Here is a 17,758-nt window from a genome sequence, read left to right as displayed (position 1 = left end):
TCAAAAACACCTTACATAAAAATGAAAAAGTATATTCTTTCACTTGCCGTTTTATCACTTTTCTACACGAAATCTGATGCCTGCGCCTGGTCTGATCCGGATTATGAGTATTTTAATCTGTTCACGCAGAGCATCATCAAGGATAAATCGTATTTGCCTTTTCTTCACAGCTATTCAACACGGTTTTATACTGATTTTAAACAATCTCAAATTCCTGATGAAAATATTGAGTCTTGGAGAAAGTTCTTTAATAATCAATTAAGTTATGCTGAAACAGATTTCATGGTCAATAAAATGAGTATGAATGATCTTAATGAACTGAAAAAAGGAACACCCAATAATGCTTTGCTTACAAAATTGGGCACTGGGTTTTATCAAAAATATCATGAAGGAATTGATTATCTGATCGAGGCCAAATATCTGGAACCTTACATGAAAATCAATTATGTGGAAAGTGCAGATTCTTTCTATTACAGAGAAAACAGCACAGATAAAAATGCCACTAATCTTGATTATCCTAAAACAATTTCTGCATTAACCTCTTTATATAATGCTGCAAAAAATCCTGAAATCAAGCAGCGTTACGGTTATCAGCTAGTCCGTTTTAATCATTATACAAGAAATTATGATGCTGCTCTTCAGGCATTCAAAACCTATGTAGAACCCGTAAAATTGAAAGGCGCGCCTTATTTTATGTCTCTAGATCAATTGGCAGGTGCGCAAAGAGGTTTACAGATGAACAGTGATGCCAATTGGAACTTTTTCCAGGTTTTCATGAACAGTAAAAGCCGTAAGGAATCTGCATTTGTTTCGATGAAACTTTCTGATACTGCTTCTTTTAATAATATTCTGAAAAGAGCAGGAACGAATGAGGAAAAGAATATGGGATATTTCCTTTTGGGTTATGAAGATTTTACGAATCCGATTCCTATTATGGAGAAAATGTTCGACATCAATCCTGATTCCGAGATCCTGAAAGTAATGGCTGTAAGAAGCATTAATGAATTGGAAAGAAGCTATCTTCCGACGTATTACTATGCTTCCACAGATAATGGTAATAATTCTACCGCTGAAAAAAGCACAACAAATACTCATGTTGATCCAGCCAAAGCTGAAACTCCTGAGGTAAAAGAAAAAGAATTGTCTTTCTGGCAAAAAATCGTAAGATTTTTTAAAAAGCTTTTCGGAATAAAATCAGATCCGACAACTGAAAACAATAAAGCTGACCAAAGCGATGACGAATTGCTTGATAATCCTAACCGAATTCCTTTTTACACTAAAAATCAAAGTTATTACTATGATGACAAGCAGAAAGATTTCCTGGATGATCTTGAAAAATTCACAGAAAAAACAAAGACGAAATCCAAAGATGAGTATTGGCAGATCGCAGACGCTTATTTGAAATTTTTGAAAAAAGATTACAAAGCAAGCACTGAAATTTTAGAAGATATTAAAACAAATAACCCCGAATATCTTGAAGAAATAAAAAGAATGAAAGTTCTGAATGATATCGTATCCCAGCCAAAAATCACTGCGGAATATGAAGATCATTTAATGAAAGATTATGCGGAATATTTTGTTGAAAAAGAAGTAAAAAAAGACAGTACCCAATCAGACTACGACTCTTATTATGGCCCGGTTCCGTCAACGGCTTCTTTCCTTAAAGATGTTTTGGCCAACCGTTATTTCTTACAGGGAGAAGATGGAAAATCGTTCCTGATGAGTAATAAACTTTCTGACCTTCAATACAACCCGAATTCAAGTTTGGTAAAAAGCGTTGAAGACTTTTACAGAAAGCCTAACAAGTCACAATTTGAGCAACAGATTATTGCTAAAAACATTAATGATGTAGGAAATATAGATGCGTTTTTCAGTGTAATTTATGGCGACAGAGCAATGCGAATGGCGGACTTTGAAAAGGCTAAGTCTTATTATCAGAAAGCCCAAAGTTTTACCGGAATTCCAAGGTTAAATTATGAATGGACTGAAAATAATCAAAAAGTAACGCCTCGTCAATATGCCGGTACCGAATATAATGGTTTTAAGAATATTTCCAATCTTATCTTCGGACACAATGTTTGGGAAAGTTTTGAAAGCGCAGACAATATCAGTATGGAAACTGAAGATTATTCTGCATTTCCTTTCATTAAAAATTCGATGAATAAACTTGAGCTTTCCGATGCTTTAATTCAATTGAAAAAAATAGGAAGCGGGAAAGATGAAAAAGCTGCACAGGCCAATCAGCTGATCGGGAATTTACTTTACAACACTTCAATTTTAGGATACTACCGAGAAGTATTCGTAATGGATATCGATAACAGCAATGGCGGAAAATATGATTTCTGGAATACTGATAAAAAAACGCCGTACCAATATTACTATAAAAACTTCCTGGATTCTTCTTACATTGAACCTGATAATTTTGATGTGGCAATTAATTATTATAAAAAAGCTCTAGACCTTTCGAACAATAAAGATCAAAAAGCAAGAGTCCTTTTCCAGATGGCAAGTGCCGAGCAAGGAAAGTATTATCAATATGAAGCAAAAAATCCTTCAAAAATTGATTACTCCGATCCTAAATATTCTGAGAAAAGTGATGCTTATCAAATTCAGCTTAATGATATTAAAAACCAAAAATACAGAACCTATTTTGCCATCCTGAAATCTCAATATGCAGATGCAGAGGTTACGAAAAACCTTATGGGAAGCTGTTCTTATTTCAGTTATTTTATGAAGTAGCTTAGTTTTCAATTATAAAAAAAATCTCTGAATTGCTTCAGAGATTTTTTTTATGATCTTTAATTTATTTAAGATTATTTTTTAACAAACTTAGTTTTAAGATCTGTACCATTATCATTTATATTGATAAAGTAAACTCCTTTTACCAAATCTCTCACAACGATTTTACCATCTCCGATTGTTCCTTTAGAGATCAATTGTCCTGGTGCATTGTAAATTTCATATGTTGATTTTGAAGAAATATTTTTAACGTTTAAAATATCATCAACAGGGTTCGGGTAGATCTGAACAGTCTTTACATTTCCAACTTCAGAAGTTCCTAAAGTTGCAACGTTATTCTGTTTTACAGCATAAAATACGTTACCAATTGCAGAAACTCTTACATGTCCACTTTTACCGGCTAAAGATGCAGGAATTAAAACACTTGCAGTACCTGAGTTAGGAACAGAAGCAGCTAATACTGTCCAAGTTGCACCACCATCAAAAGTATAATCTATTTTCACGTTGGCAACGTTGTATGGAGAAGCTGTTGTCCCAGAAACTACCCACGTAATTGTAGAGTTTGTATTTGGAGTTAATGTTGAAGCATTTACCGTAAATGCACTTGCAGAACCTACAACAATTGTCTGTGTTGCGTAAGCAGTTTGTGCCTGACCTGCAGGTTTGTTGTCTCTTACCGTAACACGGAAATTGGTAGTTCTTGCAACATTCGATGCTGATTCAAAATCTACAACATTGGCTACGTTTCCACCAAGAACTGTTGCTAATTTCGGGAAATATCTAGTAGGAGTAGTTACCGCTGGCCATGATCTGAAGATAGCGCCTGAAGTTTCGTTTCCGATATTGGTATTATCAATACCATTATCCAAAATACATGGATCTACTTGTTCCCAGCTATATGTTAATGCATCTCCATCAGGATCAGTAGCTACAGCATTTAATACAAACGCTGTTGATCTCGGGATCGTATAAGTTGTAGGCATCGCTGTAACAACCGGTGTATTATTAGTAATCGGTGTTTCTACATCAACTGTTGAAGTTGTAAGAACCGCCTGAACCTGATCTATACTCACACTGTGGAAATAAGGATCTGAGTGATCCTGAAGATCTGTAGATGCTCCTGTAATTCCCGCATATCCCATAATTGTAGAGCCAGAACCCGGTTCAACTTCCTGATTTAAGAAATCTTCGTAAAAACTATATGTATGAGAATCACCCAACTGATGTCCTAATTCATGTGCCACATAATCAATATCAAAAGTGTCGCTCATTGGAACTCCATTTGCCGGAGAAGTTATACCACTTCCTTTATAATTATTCGGAGAGATGTAGGCATAACCACAACCTCCATTGGCTGCACTATAGCTTGTTGTAGAAACATCATTGCTTCCGATACAACCGATACATCCAGCGTTACCGCCTCCACCTGTTTTTCCAAACAAATGTCCTATATCAAAGCTTGCATCTGTAACGCCATAAGCTCCACCGTGTAAAGTATTCATTAATTCATAATTCCATTTACACATTTGACTAGCATTACTGTAAGGATCAGAAGCAGCAGTTGTAAAAATAAGGTTCGGTGCGCTCACCATATTAAGATGAAGGTTAAATTCCTGCTCGAAAACTCCGTTTACTCTTGTTAAAGTTGCATTGATCTGAGCCAAAGCATTAGCTGTTCCTCCAAAATAGGTTGTATATTCTCCTGTAACAGACATTGCCAATCTAAGTGTATGATATTTTTTATCATTAGATTTCGAAGCTAAACCAGAAGTCTGCATTTGTTGAAGTTTAGCTACAGACTCTTTACTTTCTTTTGTACTACATGTGAAAGCATGCCCATTTTTACTGCTTTTTCCGTGGATTGAATAAGCTGATTTGTCTTGTGTTGCAGGCTCAATGAATTCATATTTTCCATTGCTGATCATCATAGACTGAAAATCATTAGGAGCTACACTGAATCTGATATATTTACTCGGATCATCCATTCCGATACCAACATAAGATCCTAACTGATACTGACTTGCCATTGCCTCGTCAATTACAGGTAAGCTATTCACTGTAAATCGTTCTGTTTTTCCGTTTAAGGTTGGAATACTTACTGTAATGCCACTTCCTTCACCGTATTTTGGAGCTCTTAATAATTGCGTTCTTATTTTATCGATATCAAGTTGATAATAAATCGAATTATCACTCTTTTTGATCACATCCTTTGCTGGTGTCGTTTTATTCCACTGTGCACTTACCATTGAAGAAGCAACTGCAAACAATACAAGGGGTAATTTTGTCTTCATTTATAAAATTTAGGAAGACAAATGTAGTTTTTATTATTAATTTTACAATAAAAAAGAATTATTTTTTATTACTTTAACTATTACATATAATTAATCTATTAAAAAATGATTTTCTAATCTATTTATTGAATTTAGCATAAAAAAATCAAGTTAATTCATTACTGCGTCTTTTCTGAAGCCATTCATCATGCCTTTTTTTAAACTGATCGTGCTTATAATCCTGATTTCTTTTGGCGGCATCTATTGAGTGTGAACTGTGAATATCAGTATCTTCTTCAGCAAAATCTGCTAACTTTTCATAATAACAATGAAGTTGATCCAATTCTTTTTCAGTAAGATCTTCAATGTCTACGATACGGTTACTTGCTTTTTCGTTAGCCGCAAGCAACTCATTCAATTTTATCTGAATAGCTTTTGAGTCTTTATTCTGTGCTTTCTGAATTAAAAAAACCATTAAAAAAGTGATAATTGTAGTTCCGGTATTAATAACCAGCTGCCAAGTTTCAGAATAATCAAAAACAGGTCCTGTAACGGCCCATACAATAACAATAAGAGTAGCTCCTATAAAAGCATAAGAACTTCCTGTAAATTTTGTAGCCCAATCTGAAAATTTTTCAAAAATGCTATTATTTGATTTTGCCATTTTAGTTTATATTAGTTTTTATGCTTTTTGTATTATAAGAAATTTTTAAACTCTTCCAATGTAAATTCATCAAAAACTTCGCCGAAATCGACGAAGTTTCTAAGTTAGTTAATATGTTGCGTATTCTTGTTTCCCCTTTTTATTAATTTTCAAGATGGGAATATACTTTTCTTCCATTTAATGGGCGTATTGTTCGGAAATTAGGCTCTGTATAAATTGATGTATAAGAATTAAACTGGTTACTAGAAAGCTGCTGCTTATTTTTAAAGACAAACCAAGTCACCGGCCCGCCATCTGTAAGAGCTGAATTTGCATTAAAGTTTGGTGTTGTTAATGAGCCACTATATGTATAATACTGTCGTCTATTACTTGGGAATAAATCTAAAAGATTGAAAGTAGTATTAGGAGAATTGATACCATTACTGTCAGTAGGAGATTGAGCAAATAGATTTTGGAGTGCATTATTACCTTGTCCTAAATCAACTAATACACTAAGAACAGCGTATGAATTATCGGCTGCTACATTTACAAAATGAATTTCCATTTTACTGTAACTACCATCAATCGTATGCTCACTACTATAATGAAAATGAAAATTAACAAGATTATATTTCTTTCCTCTAACTATAAAATAATTGTTATAGCTATCTGTTGGATTAATATTCACTCTTAAATTTTCACCGTTATTATTCGCTACCGAACTTAGGCTCACGGCTCCGTAATGTAATATTGGATCTTCACTATGAAAAACGATTGTTTTTGATGGTTCAATATTAATCGGAGTCTGGGAATCTGCTACTGCAGGAGAAAAAGCTGTAGTCATAATCGGTGTACTTATAAGACTCGCCGGATATTCCATAAGCTCATGATTTACATCTTCGTCTTTACTACATGAGGTAAATAAAAATAATTGAAAAAGGCCAATTATTACAAATACTCTACTCATTTTAGATACCATAAAGGGTGATCCTGATTTTGTTTTTTCTTCTGTTTTCATTTGTGCAATTAAAGATATTGTGCCTTGTGATAATTTACTAAGGCATGTTATATATTAGGTTTTTAAATCGTTGACAAATTTAGTAACAGACTTTATATACAACAATACAGGGCAATATATTTAATCACATTTTAAACAATCATAAATTAATATAATTTACTTAATAAATTTAATTTCAAACATTTAGCAAATTATTATTTTTAATATAAATTAATATTTTTATTAAAACTTCATTTTCGATATTCTTTTCATAGAAAAGCAATAAAAAATCCGCCCCCTTGAAAGGGACGGATTTTTATATAATTACGTGCAAAATATGCAAGTTATCACACTTTAATTTCAACGTCTACACCTGAAGGAAGTTCTAATTTCATTAGAGCATCAACAGTTTTAGAAGAAGAAGAGTAGATATCCATCAATCTCTTGTGAGCTGATAATTGGAACTGCTCTCTAGCCTTCTTGTTTACGTGCGGAGATCTCAACACAGTGAAGATTCTCTTATTCGTTGGCAATGGAATTGGTCCGTTTACAACAGCACCAGTAGCCTTTACCGTTTTTACGATTTTCTCAGCAGACTTGTCTACCAAGTTGTAATCGTAAGATTTTAGTTTTATTCTGATTCTTTGTGACATTTCTTTACTTTAAAAAATTAACCTTTTGCTTTAGCAATGATATCTTCAGCAACGTTTTGAGGAGTAGCCTGGTACTTCTCTAATTCCATAGAAGAAGTAGCTCTTCCTGATGAAAGTGTTCTTAGAGTTGTTACATATCCAAACATTTCAGAAAGTGGAACTGAACCTTTGATTACAACGGCACCGTTCTTTTCTTCTTGTCCACTGATTGTACCTCTTCTCTTGTTAAGGTCACCAATGATGTTACCCATATATTCTTCCGGAGTTACAACCTCCAATTTCATAATAGGTTCCATAATTACTGGCTTAGCAGCACGTCCCGCTTCTTTAAATCCTAATTTAGCAGCTAATTCAAAAGAAAGTGCATCAGAATCCACTGCGTGGAAAGATCCGTCTTTAAGAGTAACTTTAATACCTTCAACTTCGAAACCAGCCAAAGGACCGTTTTTCATTGCAGCTTTAAAGCCTTTTTCAATTGCAGGAACAAATTCTCTAGGAACGTTACCACCTTTGATCTCATTGATGAATTCTAAACCAACTTTACCTTCGTCAGCAGGTCCTAGTTCAAATACAATATCAGCAAATTTACCCTTACCACCAGATTGTTTTTTGTAAACTTCTCTGTGTTGAGCAACTCTTGTAAGATTTTCTTTGTACTCAACCTGAGGTTGACCTTGGTTAACTTCTACTTTGAATTCTCTTCTCATACGATCTACAAGAATATCAAGGTGAAGCTCACCCATTCCTGAGATAATCGTTTGTCCAGAAGCTTCGTCAGTTTTAACCTGGAAAGTAGGATCTTCTTCAGCCAATTTAGCTAAAGCGTTACCCATTTTATCCTGGTCAGCCTTAGTTTTAGGCTCAACAGCGATACCAATTACCGGATCAGGGAAAACCATCGATTCTAGAACGATTGGGTTTTTCTCGTCACACATTGTATCACCAGTTTTGATAGATTTAAAACCTACAGCTGCACCGATATCTCCTGCTTCAATATATTCTACAGGATTTTGCTTGTTAGCGTGCATCTGATAGATTCTAGAGATTCTTTCTTTATCTCCTGAACGAGTGTTCAAGATATAAGAACCTGCATCCAGTCTTCCAGAGTATGCTCTGAAGAATGCTAATCTTCCCACAAATGGGTCAGTAGCAATCTTAAATGCTAAAGCAGCGAAAGGCTCGTCTACAGATGGTTTTCTTGTAATATCAAGATCAGTTCTAGGGTCAGTACCTTTGATATCATCTTTATCCAATGGAGAAGGCAAGTATTTACATACTGCATCCAACATAAACTGTACTCCTTTATTCTTGAATGAAGAACCACAAGTCATTGGGATAATAGAAAGATCAATAGTAGCTTTTCTTAGCGCTTCGTTGATTTCGTCTTCAGAGATTGAATCCGGATCTTCGAAGAATTTCTCCATCAAAGTCTCATCGTAGTCAGCCACAGCTTCTACTAATTTTTCTCTGTATTCGTGAACTTCAGCCTTCATGTCTTCAGGAATTGGCACTACTTCGAAAGTAGCTCCTTGTCCTGCTTCATCCCAGATGATCGCTCTGTTTTTAATTAAGTCAACAACACCTTTGAAATCTTCTTCAGCACCGATTGGTAAAACGATTGGAACAGCGTTTGATCCTAACATCGTCTTAACCTGGTTTACCACGTTAAGGAAGTCAGCACCTTGTCTGTCCATTTTGTTTACGAATCCCATTCTTGCAACTTTATAGTTGTCAGCAAGTCTCCAGTTTGTTTCAGACTGAGGCTCTACTCCATCTACTGCAGAGAATAAGAATACCAAACCATCTAATACTCTTAAAGATCTGTTTACTTCTACTGTGAAGTCAACGTGTCCCGGTGTATCGATGATGTTGAAGTGGTAAGGCTTACTTTCAGGTAAGATTTTCCCTTGATCTGTTGGGAAATTCCAAGAACAAGTTGTAGCAGCAGAAGTAATTGTAATACCTCTTTCTGCTTCCTGCTCCATCCAGTCCATTGTAGAAGCTCCATCGTGAACTTCTCCAATTTTGTGGTTTACACCTGTATAGAATAAGATTCTTTCTGTAGTGGTAGTTTTTCCCGCATCAATGTGGGCAGCAATACCAATATTTCTTGTAAATTTAAGATCTCTACTCATTTCTAATTAGAATTTAAAGTGTGAGAAAGCTTTGTTAGCTTCCGCCATTTTGTGAGTATCAGATTTTTTCTTGTAAGCAGCACCTTCTTCTCTAGAAGCAGCTACAACTTCGTTAGCTAATTTCAAAGCCATAGACTTATCATTTCTAGCTGTAGAATATTTGATTAACCATTTCATTGCCATAGAAATTTTTCTGTCAGCTCTGATTGGCATAGGAATCTGGAAGTTAGCTCCACCTACTCTTCTAGAACGTACTTCTACGTGAGGCATAACGTTAGTTAATGCATCTTTCCAGATTTCAAGGGCAGTCTTTTCAGTTTCTCCTTTTTTAGCTTCTACAAGGTCTAATGCATCGTAGAATATTTTGAATGCGATAGACTTTTTACCGTCTAGCATTAAATTGTTTACAAATCTTGTTACCAATTGATCATTAAATTTCGGATCTGGTAACAACGGTCTTTTTTTCGCTTTTGTCTTTCTCATTGCTTCTGTACCTTATTTAATGATTATTTTTTCTTTCCTTTAGCTGGTGCAGCTACTGCCTGACCTGGTTTTGGTCTCTTAGCTCCATACTTAGATCTTCTCTGTGTTCTACCGCTTACACCTGCAGTATCTAATGCTCCTCTTACGATATGATAACGTACTCCCGGTAGGTCTTTCACCCTTCCGCCGCGTACCAATACTATCGAGTGCTCTTGAAGATTATGTCCTTCGCCCGGGATGTAGGCGTTGACTTCCTTCCCGTTAGAAAGTCTTACCCTTGCAACTTTTCTAAGTGCAGAGTTAGGTTTCTTAGGAGTGGTAGTATATACTCTCGTACATACACCTCGTCTTTGTGGACAAGAATCAAGGGCAGCCGATTTACTCTTCTTGGTGAGTGCGACTCTTCCTTTTCTTACTAATTGTTGAATAGTAGGCATTTAATTGCTTTTTATTTTAGGGTGCAAAAATATAAATAATTTTCCAATCTACAAAAACTTATATGAAAATTAAAATCAATCACTTACATCAAAAAGCTTCAATGTATGATTAAAGAAATATGCATATCATTATATATAGGAAGAAAAGTGAAGAAAGAAGAAGATAAATAAAGCTGTATTAAATAATTATAATTTTTTATTCTATGATCCTAACATCAACATTTTTATTCCATTTAAAATCTTTCACATTCTGTTTAAGTGATTCATGGATTCTAGGATCGATCGAATAAATAAAAACATGATCCTGGCCTACAACTACATTATTTTTTATGGTAAGAACGGCAACTTTTTTCCAGTTTTCGGGTGTTTGCCCCTTCAGCCATTCTTCATAAGCTATTGCGATCTGGTAATTATTTTCTTTACAGTATTTTGTAAGATAATTTTTAAATCGATTATCCATCACGGCTCCTTTTTTGCTGAATGGAATCATTTCTGTTGAGCCCAGCCCCACAAAATCAAGCAAATGAATATCCGAGAAATAACAAATTGCGCCGATATCATTAGCAACAACATTAGAATTATTATAATATTTTTTTAAGAATCTTGCAGACTGAATCTGCTGTTCGTAAATATTTTCACTGCCCTGCGTTATTAATAGATGTGCAAAACAAAACTTATAGATTAATAATATAAAATTAACGATAAGAATTGCACCCGTAAATTTTTCTTTTTTAAGTTCAGATAAAGGATTTATAAAAAAAGACTTCAATCTTGGAATCACGATCATCGAAAAAGCTGTTAAAAGATAAGCTTCATATCTGAAAGGCCCTTTGAATTCACCAAAAACACACTGTAACACTAACGTAAAGCTCCAAGCTAGAATAAGGAAGTTATTAATAATGATCTTTTGAAAATTCAGTTTACGTTTATAATCATTATAGATCAATACAAAACCAATCAATAAAGGAAGTAGCGCAACTTGATAAAATTTTACATTCAAAATAATTTTCCTCAGTACTATTTCTTTGATTTGCTCAATATAATTTCCCGAAAAGCTAAACAAAGTCCCTTTTACCACAACCGAATTTGGAAAGAAATAACCGTCTTGATGATAATTAAAGTATCCGAAAACCAAAATTGGGACAAACCCTAAAATTAATACCAGAAAAGCTTCTTTAAATCTTTTAATCAAGAAAAAAACAAAAGCCAGTGAAGCGAAATAGAACATACTTTCAAACCTCACTAATCCTAATAATAAAATGGTAAAATAGAACCAATACGATGAAAGTTGATCTTTAAACTCACTTTTAATCCATTTTTGAAAGTAAAAAATATTCACTACAATGATAAAAACCTGTAAACTATGTTCCATTCCTGTGAAAATCTGCAAATGTAAAACCGCAAATAGAAGTGTAAACAAAATTGCAATGATGATATGTTTAGTTTTATCAAAAAAAATGGTGTAATATTTATTAAGAAAAAAAATAATTAAAGAAGAAATTACGATATTGAAAATTAAAGGGATTAGTTCATTATTCCCAAAAATATTGATCAAAACACTTAAAATAAAAGTGAAAATTGGTGACGAAGATGAAGATGAAAAAGAATATTTCGTCATTCCCCAAACTCCGTGAAGCGCAAAATTCTTAGCCATCGCCAAATGAATATAGGCATCGTCCAATATGTAGGTAAAATTACCTTCCGTTTTGGAAATCATTAATAAAAAATAGACAGCGCAAATTCCGAAGAAAACAGAAGCAGAAATAATAAAGTTCTTCATTACAATTCAACTTTCACTTTAAAGTTATTATTAATCTAAAATAAGTTGAGAAGTGTATAAAACCTGACTTTTATTTTTCACTGTATCAAATTTCACCCATTTTATCTGTGGATCTATACTTCCCACGAGACATTGTTTCAATTCTCCTTTTTGCTTATTGGTATGCTGATAGCTGAATGATTTATTAATGACAGGAATATGATATATGGTAATATTTTTCACAGCTCTTTCATCGTTATAGATGTACTTTTTGCCTTTGAATTTAGACACCTGCGAAAGTATTTGATTTTTATTCTTCAAATAATTGTCAGGGCTTTTTATGTTGTATAACGAAAGAAATGCTAAAAAGAAACATCCAACTCTCCAAATCAGCTTATCCGAACTTTCCTTTTGGAAATATAGAATAAGGAATGAAAAGAATAGGCAGAAATTTGCGGCGGCCAGCATTCTCGTGTTCATTTCTTCAATATTTTGGAGCCATCCCGAAATCAATAAAAATATAGCATAAGTACCTGCCATTATCCAAATCAAAATATGGAAATAATATAATGATGCCTCTTTCGCTTTTCTATAATAGGTAAGAAAATAACGAAACATTACGATATCTATCCCCAAAACCAAGAACTGAAAACCAATACTTGCCATGCTATACGAAGCCGGTTTTATTCCAATATAAGGGTCTACTACATTAGAAACACCCAAAAGATCACGTAAAATATCCATGGGGAGCAATTCTCCTGCAGCTCCCCTCAAATCTTCACCCGTAAAACTTCCAAAATATAAGTAATTAAATAACAAATACCCTCCAATTCCCAGTCCCGAAACAAACGCAAACAATAATAAAGGGGTGAAAAATCTTTCCTTTTGTAACTTTAAAAATGTAAAAAAGAGGAATATTAAAACTGACAGATAAATATAAATTCCTGAATACCTTACGGTGAACATGCAGATCATCATCAGAGAAGCCCAAACCGCATTGATGTAAAGCTTTTTTCCGGAAAACATCTGATGCAAAAAATAAAAAAGAAAGTACAGGAAAAATATAAAAGGACCTTCGGAAATTATTCCGCAAAACACAAAAAAAGCCGTCTTTCCCGCAAGCAGCAAAACCGTCTCTCTAAAATAGAACCTTTTATAATATGAAAATGATAAAATAGTTACAGTAAAAATTAAAATTAAAATTTTTGAAGCCCAAAAATAATCCTTTACAAAAAAGTGACAGATCTCCAGCAAAACCGGATAACCTAAAGGAAAGAGATTTGTTTTTAAATTAGGCAGATCAGAAGCAATCCCAAAATAGGACAGACTATCCGCTCCTATTCCACCTGCAGGAAGAAAAAAAGGTTGAAAAAAGTAGATAATTATTATTAATACAGCTAAAATTTTATACTTCATTACAGTCTTTAGTCTTTTACCGCAATATTAAGGAAACTTATTCAAATTATTTTTAAAAATCCTCTTATAGTTATCTTCTATTGACTGTAAAAGTAGTTCGGCACAATATTTCCTAACTTTGTTGATATAAAAAAATAAACATATGAAAAATGCAAGTATTATTGGGCTTCCTGAAGCCGACTGCAAAAACATTTCGGAAAAATTAAATATACTTTTAGCAAACTATTCCGTATTTTATCAAAACACAAGAGGTTCTCATTGGAACATCAAAGGTGATCAGTTTTTCACCCTTCATCCAAAATTTGAAGAGTTATACAACAACTTAGTTTTGAAAATTGATGCAATTGCAGAAAGAATTTTGACTTTAGGCGCTACTCCGGCTCATAATTATTCTGATTATTTAAAAGTTGCAACTATTAAAGAAACAAAAGAAGTCAGTGACGGAAACAAAAGTGTAGAGAACATTCTGAATTCATTCAAAGTGGTTATCGATCTTCAAAGAGAACTTTTAGACATCACCGACAAAGCGGGAGACGAGGGTACCAACTCTCAAATGAGCGACTATATCACAGAACAGGAAAAAGAAGTTTGGATGTACAACTCCTATTTAGGTAAGTAAACAGACAAAATCATCGAAATATTTAAAAAAATCGTCTTACATTTAGGCGATTTTTATTTTTAATTATTAAATTTGCGTTAAAATTACACATATATGCACGACGTCCGATTAAACTCCATTCTAGATAATGATTTCTATAAAGTAACCATGCAAAATGCGGTGGTGAAATTATTTCCAAGCTCTATTGTAAAGTATGAATTTATCAACAGAGGAAAGCATTTATTTCCGGAAGGTTTTGATGTTGCTTTAAGAGAAGCAGTGACAAAAATGGCAGAATTAAAATTAACCAAAGACGAAAAAAAGTTTTTGGCAAGAACATGCCCTTATTTAGACCTTCCTTATTTAGATTTTCTTGAAGGCTATCATTATGACCCTTCCGAAGTTAAAATCAATCAGGATGGAAATGATCTTACTGTTACTGTTGAAGGACTCTGGTACAGAACAATTCTTTGGGAAGTACCTCTGTTAGCCCTAATCAGCGAACTTCATTACGACATGAATCACATGGAAAGAGATTCTAACGAAGTGGTAATGAGCAAAACTGTTGAAAAAGCAGAATCCCTTACAAAACTCGGCGTTAATTTCGCGGAATTCGGTACCAGAAGAAGACATTCTTACAAAGTGCAGAATCTCGTAATGGAAGCGTTAAACCAAAAGAAAGATTCTACATTTATAGGAAGTTCAAATGTTCATTTTGCGATGAAATACAATGTAAAACCTATCGGAACTCATGCCCACGAATGGTTTATGTTCCACGGAGCAGAATACGGTTTCAAGATGGCCAACGAATTAGCGCTGGAACATTGGGTTGATGTTTACAGAGGAGATTTGGGAGTTGCGCTTTCCGACACATACACAACGGATGTTTTCTTCCGTCAGTTCGACAAAAAATTCGCAAAATTGTTCGATGGTGTACGTCATGATAGCGGTGATGCATTAGAATTTGCAGACAAAACAATTGCTCATTATGAGAAAAACGGAATCAATCCTTTATTTAAATATATCATTTTTTCCGATGCCCTAAATCTTGAAAAAGTAGAAGAAATAACGAAATACTGCAAAGGCAAAATCGGAGTTTCTTTCGGAATCGGAACCAATCTTACCAATGATGTAGGATTAAAACCAATGAATATTGTTATGAAATTAATTGGCGTTCAGGCGCCTAATAAAGAATGGATTCCAACGGTAAAACTGTCCGACGAACACGGAAAATACACAGGAGATCCAAAAATGATAGAATTAGCCAAAGAGTTTTTAAGAATTAAAGATTAGACCTATGAGACTAAAAATTTATTTATCCCTCTCTCTTTTCATGGCAGCCTTATCTTTCGCTCAGGAAAAGAAAACAGAAAAGCCAAAATTCAATCAGGAATTAGCAACCTCTCTTGGCGCAGACAAATACGGAATGAAAGCTTACACCATCGTGATGTTGACAACCGGTTCTGCAAAAATTGAAGACAAAGCTAAAATGGGAGAATTAATGAAAGGACATATGACCAACATCGGAAAACTGGCAGACGAAGGAAAAATTATCGTTGCCGGACCTTTTCTCGAAAAAAATAAAGAAAATTTCCGCGGAATGTTCATTTTCAATACAAAATCTAAAGAAGAAGCCGAACAATGGGTAAAAACAGATCCCGCAGTACAGGCAGGAGTTTTCAGTTATGAAATTTTCCCTTGGTATGGGTCGGCGGCGTTGCCTTTGTATTTAAAACATCATGAAGAGATTTCTCAGGAAAACCCATAAAATTTATCATTAAAGTTTATACGATTAAAAAAGCAAAGGCTGCCTTAAAAGACAGCCTATTTTATTTCTGATCAGTCGAAACAGATAAATGGTTTCCTTGGTGGATAGCAGCAATATGGATTGCTACAGAATATATAACCTGCACCACTGCAACCTCCATCTACTGGTGTTTCACAAGCTAATGCGGCTCCCCCTAAAACATTTTTTAGTTGTTTTCTGTTTAAGTTTTTTAAATTCTTCATAATTATTTTTGATTAGTTTTAATTTCCTACTCTATAAGATTTTCGGACAACTCTATTTTATTCCCTTATTCGAGATTTAAATATACAAATTATTTTTCATAAACCAAATCAATTCAACTAATTACATTTTTTCTTATATTTAATTAAAACAAAAACCACCATGAAAACCATCGAAGAAGTATTAAAAAAACTAGATGAAATTATCATCTGGAGCAAGGAAAACCAAAGCCCTGTTGGATATTTCGCCTGCACTTACAGAATAATGACCGCGCAGGTTTTAAAAGGAATCCAACAGAAAAAATTTGAAGACAATCCTAGAATGACTCTTCTGGATCTGGCTTTTGCACAAAGATATCTTGAAGCATGGGACAATTACAGTAAAGGAAAAAAGTGTACGCAATCATGGTATATTGCTTTTGAAGCTGCGAAAAACAAAAACCTTCTGATTTTACAGCATATTTTTCTGGGAATGAATGCTCACATCAATTTGGATTTAGGAATTTCCGCTTCTTCGATAATGCCCTACAGAAAAATAAATCCACTGAAAAAAGATTTTGAGAATATTAATAATGTCATCGCATCCATTAATCAAAAGGTTCAGGATTCATTAAATAAAATCTGTTATCCTGTTGATTTAATTGATAAAATTTCAAACGGAAAAGATAATGTTGTTTTAGATTTTGCGATCTCTAAAGCAAGAGAAACTTCTTGGGCAACCGCTGTTATTGCTTCAAATACACCTCAATTCTTAAGAGAATCTGTTATCAACATTGTAGATTACGCCGCTGCAAAAGTGGCTTCACAGATTATAAATCCGAAACTTCTTACTCCCGCATTAACTAAAGAACTGAAAAAATGTGAGAGCAGTGATATTGTAAAAAATATTGAGATTTTATCTTCAACAAAAAATATTTAATTTAAAATTTTAAATAAATTCAATCAATGAGTGTACCAGGTAAAAAAATTTGGGATCAATTTATCATCATTAAAAACTTTAAAAATTATCCTTTTCTTTCATCTTTATTACAAGGCTTTGAAGGTGAAAATCTCATCGGATACGTGTATATTGATCATGAAGAAGGAATTACATTAGATATTTTAAAACTATTTTCAGAAAACAATGGAGAATTAATTACCGGAAAAGATCTTTTCAGGGATAAAACAAGAGCTATTGTAAGATTTGAACATTTTTCAAGGACAAATTTTGAAATTGCAAATCCAGAGATCAAACAATCATTGAATGTTGAAATACCTAGTTACATTAAAGAATATAGCCGGGATGATCTTGCAGAATTCAGAAATCATGAAATCTATCAAAAATTCAGCGCCGAAGGATTTCCGGATGACATTACAGTTTTTCTTATTGACCAAACCCGTAAACACAAAACAGAAAATATTTGGGTAAGAATAAAATATTTTGATGCCGAAAAAGAAGCCGGAATTGCCAAATTGCTTGTTCAGCCGTTTCAAGAGCTTGAAGTAAATAAAGGTGATGAAATTATTTTCAAATTAGTAGAAGCAAAAGGTATGGGATTTCAGCCTTTCGGGTTTATCCATAAAACAACAACATAAGAAGCAATTTGAAAAAAGATGGTGGAAATTTTAGTAAAAAACTAAG

16 protein-coding genes are annotated in these 17,758 nt (G+C 33.8%); 6 read left to right on the top strand and 10 right to left on the bottom strand.

Going from position 1 to position 17,758, the window contains the following annotated elements:
* The first annotated feature begins 21 nt into the window (after positions 1 to 21).
* Complete coding sequence (locus tag BT156_RS03765) at positions 22 to 2,739, top strand: hypothetical protein (RefSeq protein WP_072407754.1); 2,718 nt, start codon at positions 22 to 24, stop codon at positions 2,737 to 2,739.
* A 74-nt stretch (positions 2,740 to 2,813) separates the two neighbouring features.
* Here the strand turns inward: BT156_RS03765 and BT156_RS03760 are convergent, their stop codons facing one another.
* The 9 genes from BT156_RS03760 to BT156_RS03720 all read right to left on the bottom strand — a co-directional run bounded on the left by BT156_RS03760 (position 2,814) and on the right by BT156_RS03720 (position 13,532).
* A complete protein-coding gene (locus BT156_RS03760; RefSeq protein WP_072407353.1) occupies positions 2,814 to 5,030 on the bottom strand; it encodes a zinc-dependent metalloprotease in 2,217 nt (738 codons plus the stop codon).
* Between the two features lie 145 nt (positions 5,031 to 5,175).
* Positions 5,176 to 5,673 carry a low affinity iron permease family protein gene (locus BT156_RS03755; protein WP_072407351.1) on the bottom strand — a complete coding sequence of 166 codons (498 nt, stop codon included), beginning with the start codon at positions 5,671 to 5,673 and terminating at the stop codon, positions 5,176 to 5,178.
* 142 nt (positions 5,674 to 5,815) lie between these two features.
* Positions 5,816 to 6,670 carry a carbonic anhydrase family protein gene (locus tag BT156_RS03750; RefSeq protein ID WP_072407349.1) on the bottom strand — a complete coding sequence of 285 codons (855 nt, stop codon included), beginning with the start codon at positions 6,668 to 6,670 and terminating at the stop codon, positions 5,816 to 5,818.
* 326 nt (positions 6,671 to 6,996) lie between these two features.
* Positions 6,997 to 7,302, bottom strand: coding sequence for a 30S ribosomal protein S10 (rpsJ, locus tag BT156_RS03745; protein WP_002661363.1), 306 nt, complete (start codon positions 7,300 to 7,302; stop codon positions 6,997 to 6,999).
* A gap of 17 nt (positions 7,303 to 7,319) precedes the next feature.
* Positions 7,320 to 9,437 carry an elongation factor G gene (gene fusA / locus BT156_RS03740; protein WP_072407347.1) on the bottom strand — a complete coding sequence of 706 codons (2,118 nt, stop codon included), beginning with the start codon at positions 9,435 to 9,437 and terminating at the stop codon, positions 7,320 to 7,322.
* Positions 9,438 to 9,443: 6 nt separating this feature from the next.
* Positions 9,444 to 9,920, bottom strand: a complete 477-nt coding sequence (rpsG, locus tag BT156_RS03735) for a 30S ribosomal protein S7 (RefSeq protein WP_066752920.1) — start codon at positions 9,918 to 9,920, stop codon at positions 9,444 to 9,446.
* A gap of 23 nt (positions 9,921 to 9,943) precedes the next feature.
* A complete protein-coding gene (rpsL, locus tag BT156_RS03730) occupies positions 9,944 to 10,357 on the bottom strand; it encodes a 30S ribosomal protein S12 (protein ID WP_072407345.1) in 414 nt (137 codons plus the stop codon).
* Positions 10,358 to 10,553: 196 nt separating this feature from the next.
* The gene (locus tag BT156_RS03725; RefSeq protein ID WP_072407343.1) at positions 10,554 to 12,137 is read right to left on the bottom strand and encodes a hypothetical protein; all 1,584 of its coding nucleotides are present in this window, start codon (positions 12,135 to 12,137) and stop codon (positions 10,554 to 10,556) included.
* Between the two features lie 30 nt (positions 12,138 to 12,167).
* The gene (locus BT156_RS03720; RefSeq protein ID WP_072407341.1) at positions 12,168 to 13,532 is read right to left on the bottom strand and encodes a hypothetical protein; all 1,365 of its coding nucleotides are present in this window, start codon (positions 13,530 to 13,532) and stop codon (positions 12,168 to 12,170) included.
* 142 nt (positions 13,533 to 13,674) lie between these two features.
* On the opposite strand from BT156_RS03720, the gene BT156_RS03715 reads away from it, so the two are divergent.
* From BT156_RS03715 to BT156_RS03705, 3 genes are all read left to right on the top strand, one after another.
* On the top strand, positions 13,675 to 14,151 hold the full coding sequence (locus BT156_RS03715; RefSeq protein WP_072407339.1) for a Dps family protein: 477 nt from the start codon (positions 13,675 to 13,677) through the stop codon (positions 14,149 to 14,151).
* A 93-nt stretch (positions 14,152 to 14,244) separates the two neighbouring features.
* The gene (pncB, locus tag BT156_RS03710) at positions 14,245 to 15,423 is read left to right on the top strand and encodes a nicotinate phosphoribosyltransferase (RefSeq protein WP_072407337.1); all 1,179 of its coding nucleotides are present in this window, start codon (positions 14,245 to 14,247) and stop codon (positions 15,421 to 15,423) included.
* Between the two features lie 4 nt (positions 15,424 to 15,427).
* Positions 15,428 to 15,898, top strand: a complete 471-nt coding sequence (locus BT156_RS03705; RefSeq protein ID WP_072407335.1) for a YciI family protein — start codon at positions 15,428 to 15,430, stop codon at positions 15,896 to 15,898.
* Positions 15,899 to 15,969: 71 nt separating this feature from the next.
* Here BT156_RS03705 and BT156_RS22635 read toward each other — a convergent pair whose 3' ends face one another.
* Positions 15,970 to 16,140 carry a bacteriocin-like protein gene (locus tag BT156_RS22635; RefSeq protein WP_435522177.1) on the bottom strand — a complete coding sequence of 57 codons (171 nt, stop codon included), beginning with the start codon at positions 16,138 to 16,140 and terminating at the stop codon, positions 15,970 to 15,972.
* Positions 16,141 to 16,300: 160 nt separating this feature from the next.
* Here BT156_RS22635 and BT156_RS03700 point away from each other — a divergent pair, with 160 nt between their 5' ends.
* Both BT156_RS03700 and BT156_RS03695 read left to right on the top strand, forming a co-directional pair.
* Positions 16,301 to 17,056 (top strand): DUF5995 family protein, encoded by a 756-nt coding sequence (locus tag BT156_RS03700; protein WP_072407333.1) that lies wholly within the window; start codon positions 16,301 to 16,303, stop codon positions 17,054 to 17,056.
* A gap of 26 nt (positions 17,057 to 17,082) precedes the next feature.
* The gene (locus BT156_RS03695; protein WP_072407331.1) at positions 17,083 to 17,712 is read left to right on the top strand and encodes a hypothetical protein; all 630 of its coding nucleotides are present in this window, start codon (positions 17,083 to 17,085) and stop codon (positions 17,710 to 17,712) included.
* Positions 17,713 to 17,758: the final 46 nt, after the last annotated feature.

The sequence above is a fragment of the Chryseobacterium limigenitum genome (assembly GCF_900114875.1).
Lineage (GTDB): Bacteria > Bacteroidota > Bacteroidia > Flavobacteriales > Weeksellaceae > Chryseobacterium > Chryseobacterium limigenitum.
Note: the sequence above shows the minus strand (reverse complement) of the source record. Positions and strands in the feature narration are given on the sequence as shown.

Excerpts from the sequence above, each read along its gene's own strand:
- BT156_RS03765 (WP_072407754.1), top strand. The coding sequence starts at position 22 with ATGAAAAAGTATATTCTTTCACTTGCCGTTTTATCACTTTTCTACACG.
- rpsL (WP_072407345.1), bottom strand. The coding sequence starts at position 10,357 with ATGCCTACTATTCAACAATTAGTAAGAAAAGGAAGAGTCGCACTCACC.
- BT156_RS03760 (WP_072407353.1), bottom strand. The coding sequence starts at position 5,030 with ATGAAGACAAAATTACCCCTTGTATTGTTTGCAGTTGCTTCTTCAATG.
- BT156_RS03755 (WP_072407351.1), bottom strand. The coding sequence starts at position 5,673 with ATGGCAAAATCAAATAATAGCATTTTTGAAAAATTTTCAGATTGGGCT.
- rpsJ (WP_002661363.1), bottom strand. The coding sequence starts at position 7,302 with ATGTCACAAAGAATCAGAATAAAACTAAAATCTTACGATTACAACTTG.
- BT156_RS03720 (WP_072407341.1), bottom strand. The coding sequence starts at position 13,532 with ATGAAGTATAAAATTTTAGCTGTATTAATAATAATTATCTACTTTTTT.
- pncB (WP_072407337.1), top strand. The coding sequence starts at position 14,245 with ATGCACGACGTCCGATTAAACTCCATTCTAGATAATGATTTCTATAAA.
- BT156_RS03715 (WP_072407339.1), top strand. The coding sequence starts at position 13,675 with ATGAAAAATGCAAGTATTATTGGGCTTCCTGAAGCCGACTGCAAAAAC.
- BT156_RS03705 (WP_072407335.1), top strand. The coding sequence starts at position 15,428 with ATGAGACTAAAAATTTATTTATCCCTCTCTCTTTTCATGGCAGCCTTA.
- BT156_RS03700 (WP_072407333.1), top strand. The coding sequence starts at position 16,301 with ATGAAAACCATCGAAGAAGTATTAAAAAAACTAGATGAAATTATCATC.
- rpsG (WP_066752920.1), bottom strand. The coding sequence starts at position 9,920 with ATGAGAAAGACAAAAGCGAAAAAAAGACCGTTGTTACCAGATCCGAAA.
- fusA (WP_072407347.1), bottom strand. The coding sequence starts at position 9,437 with ATGAGTAGAGATCTTAAATTTACAAGAAATATTGGTATTGCTGCCCAC.
- BT156_RS22635 (WP_435522177.1), bottom strand. The coding sequence starts at position 16,140 with ATGAAGAATTTAAAAAACTTAAACAGAAAACAACTAAAAAATGTTTTA.
- BT156_RS03725 (WP_072407343.1), bottom strand. The coding sequence starts at position 12,137 with ATGAAGAACTTTATTATTTCTGCTTCTGTTTTCTTCGGAATTTGCGCT.
- BT156_RS03750 (WP_072407349.1), bottom strand. The coding sequence starts at position 6,670 with ATGAAAACAGAAGAAAAAACAAAATCAGGATCACCCTTTATGGTATCT.
- BT156_RS03695 (WP_072407331.1), top strand. The coding sequence starts at position 17,083 with ATGAGTGTACCAGGTAAAAAAATTTGGGATCAATTTATCATCATTAAA.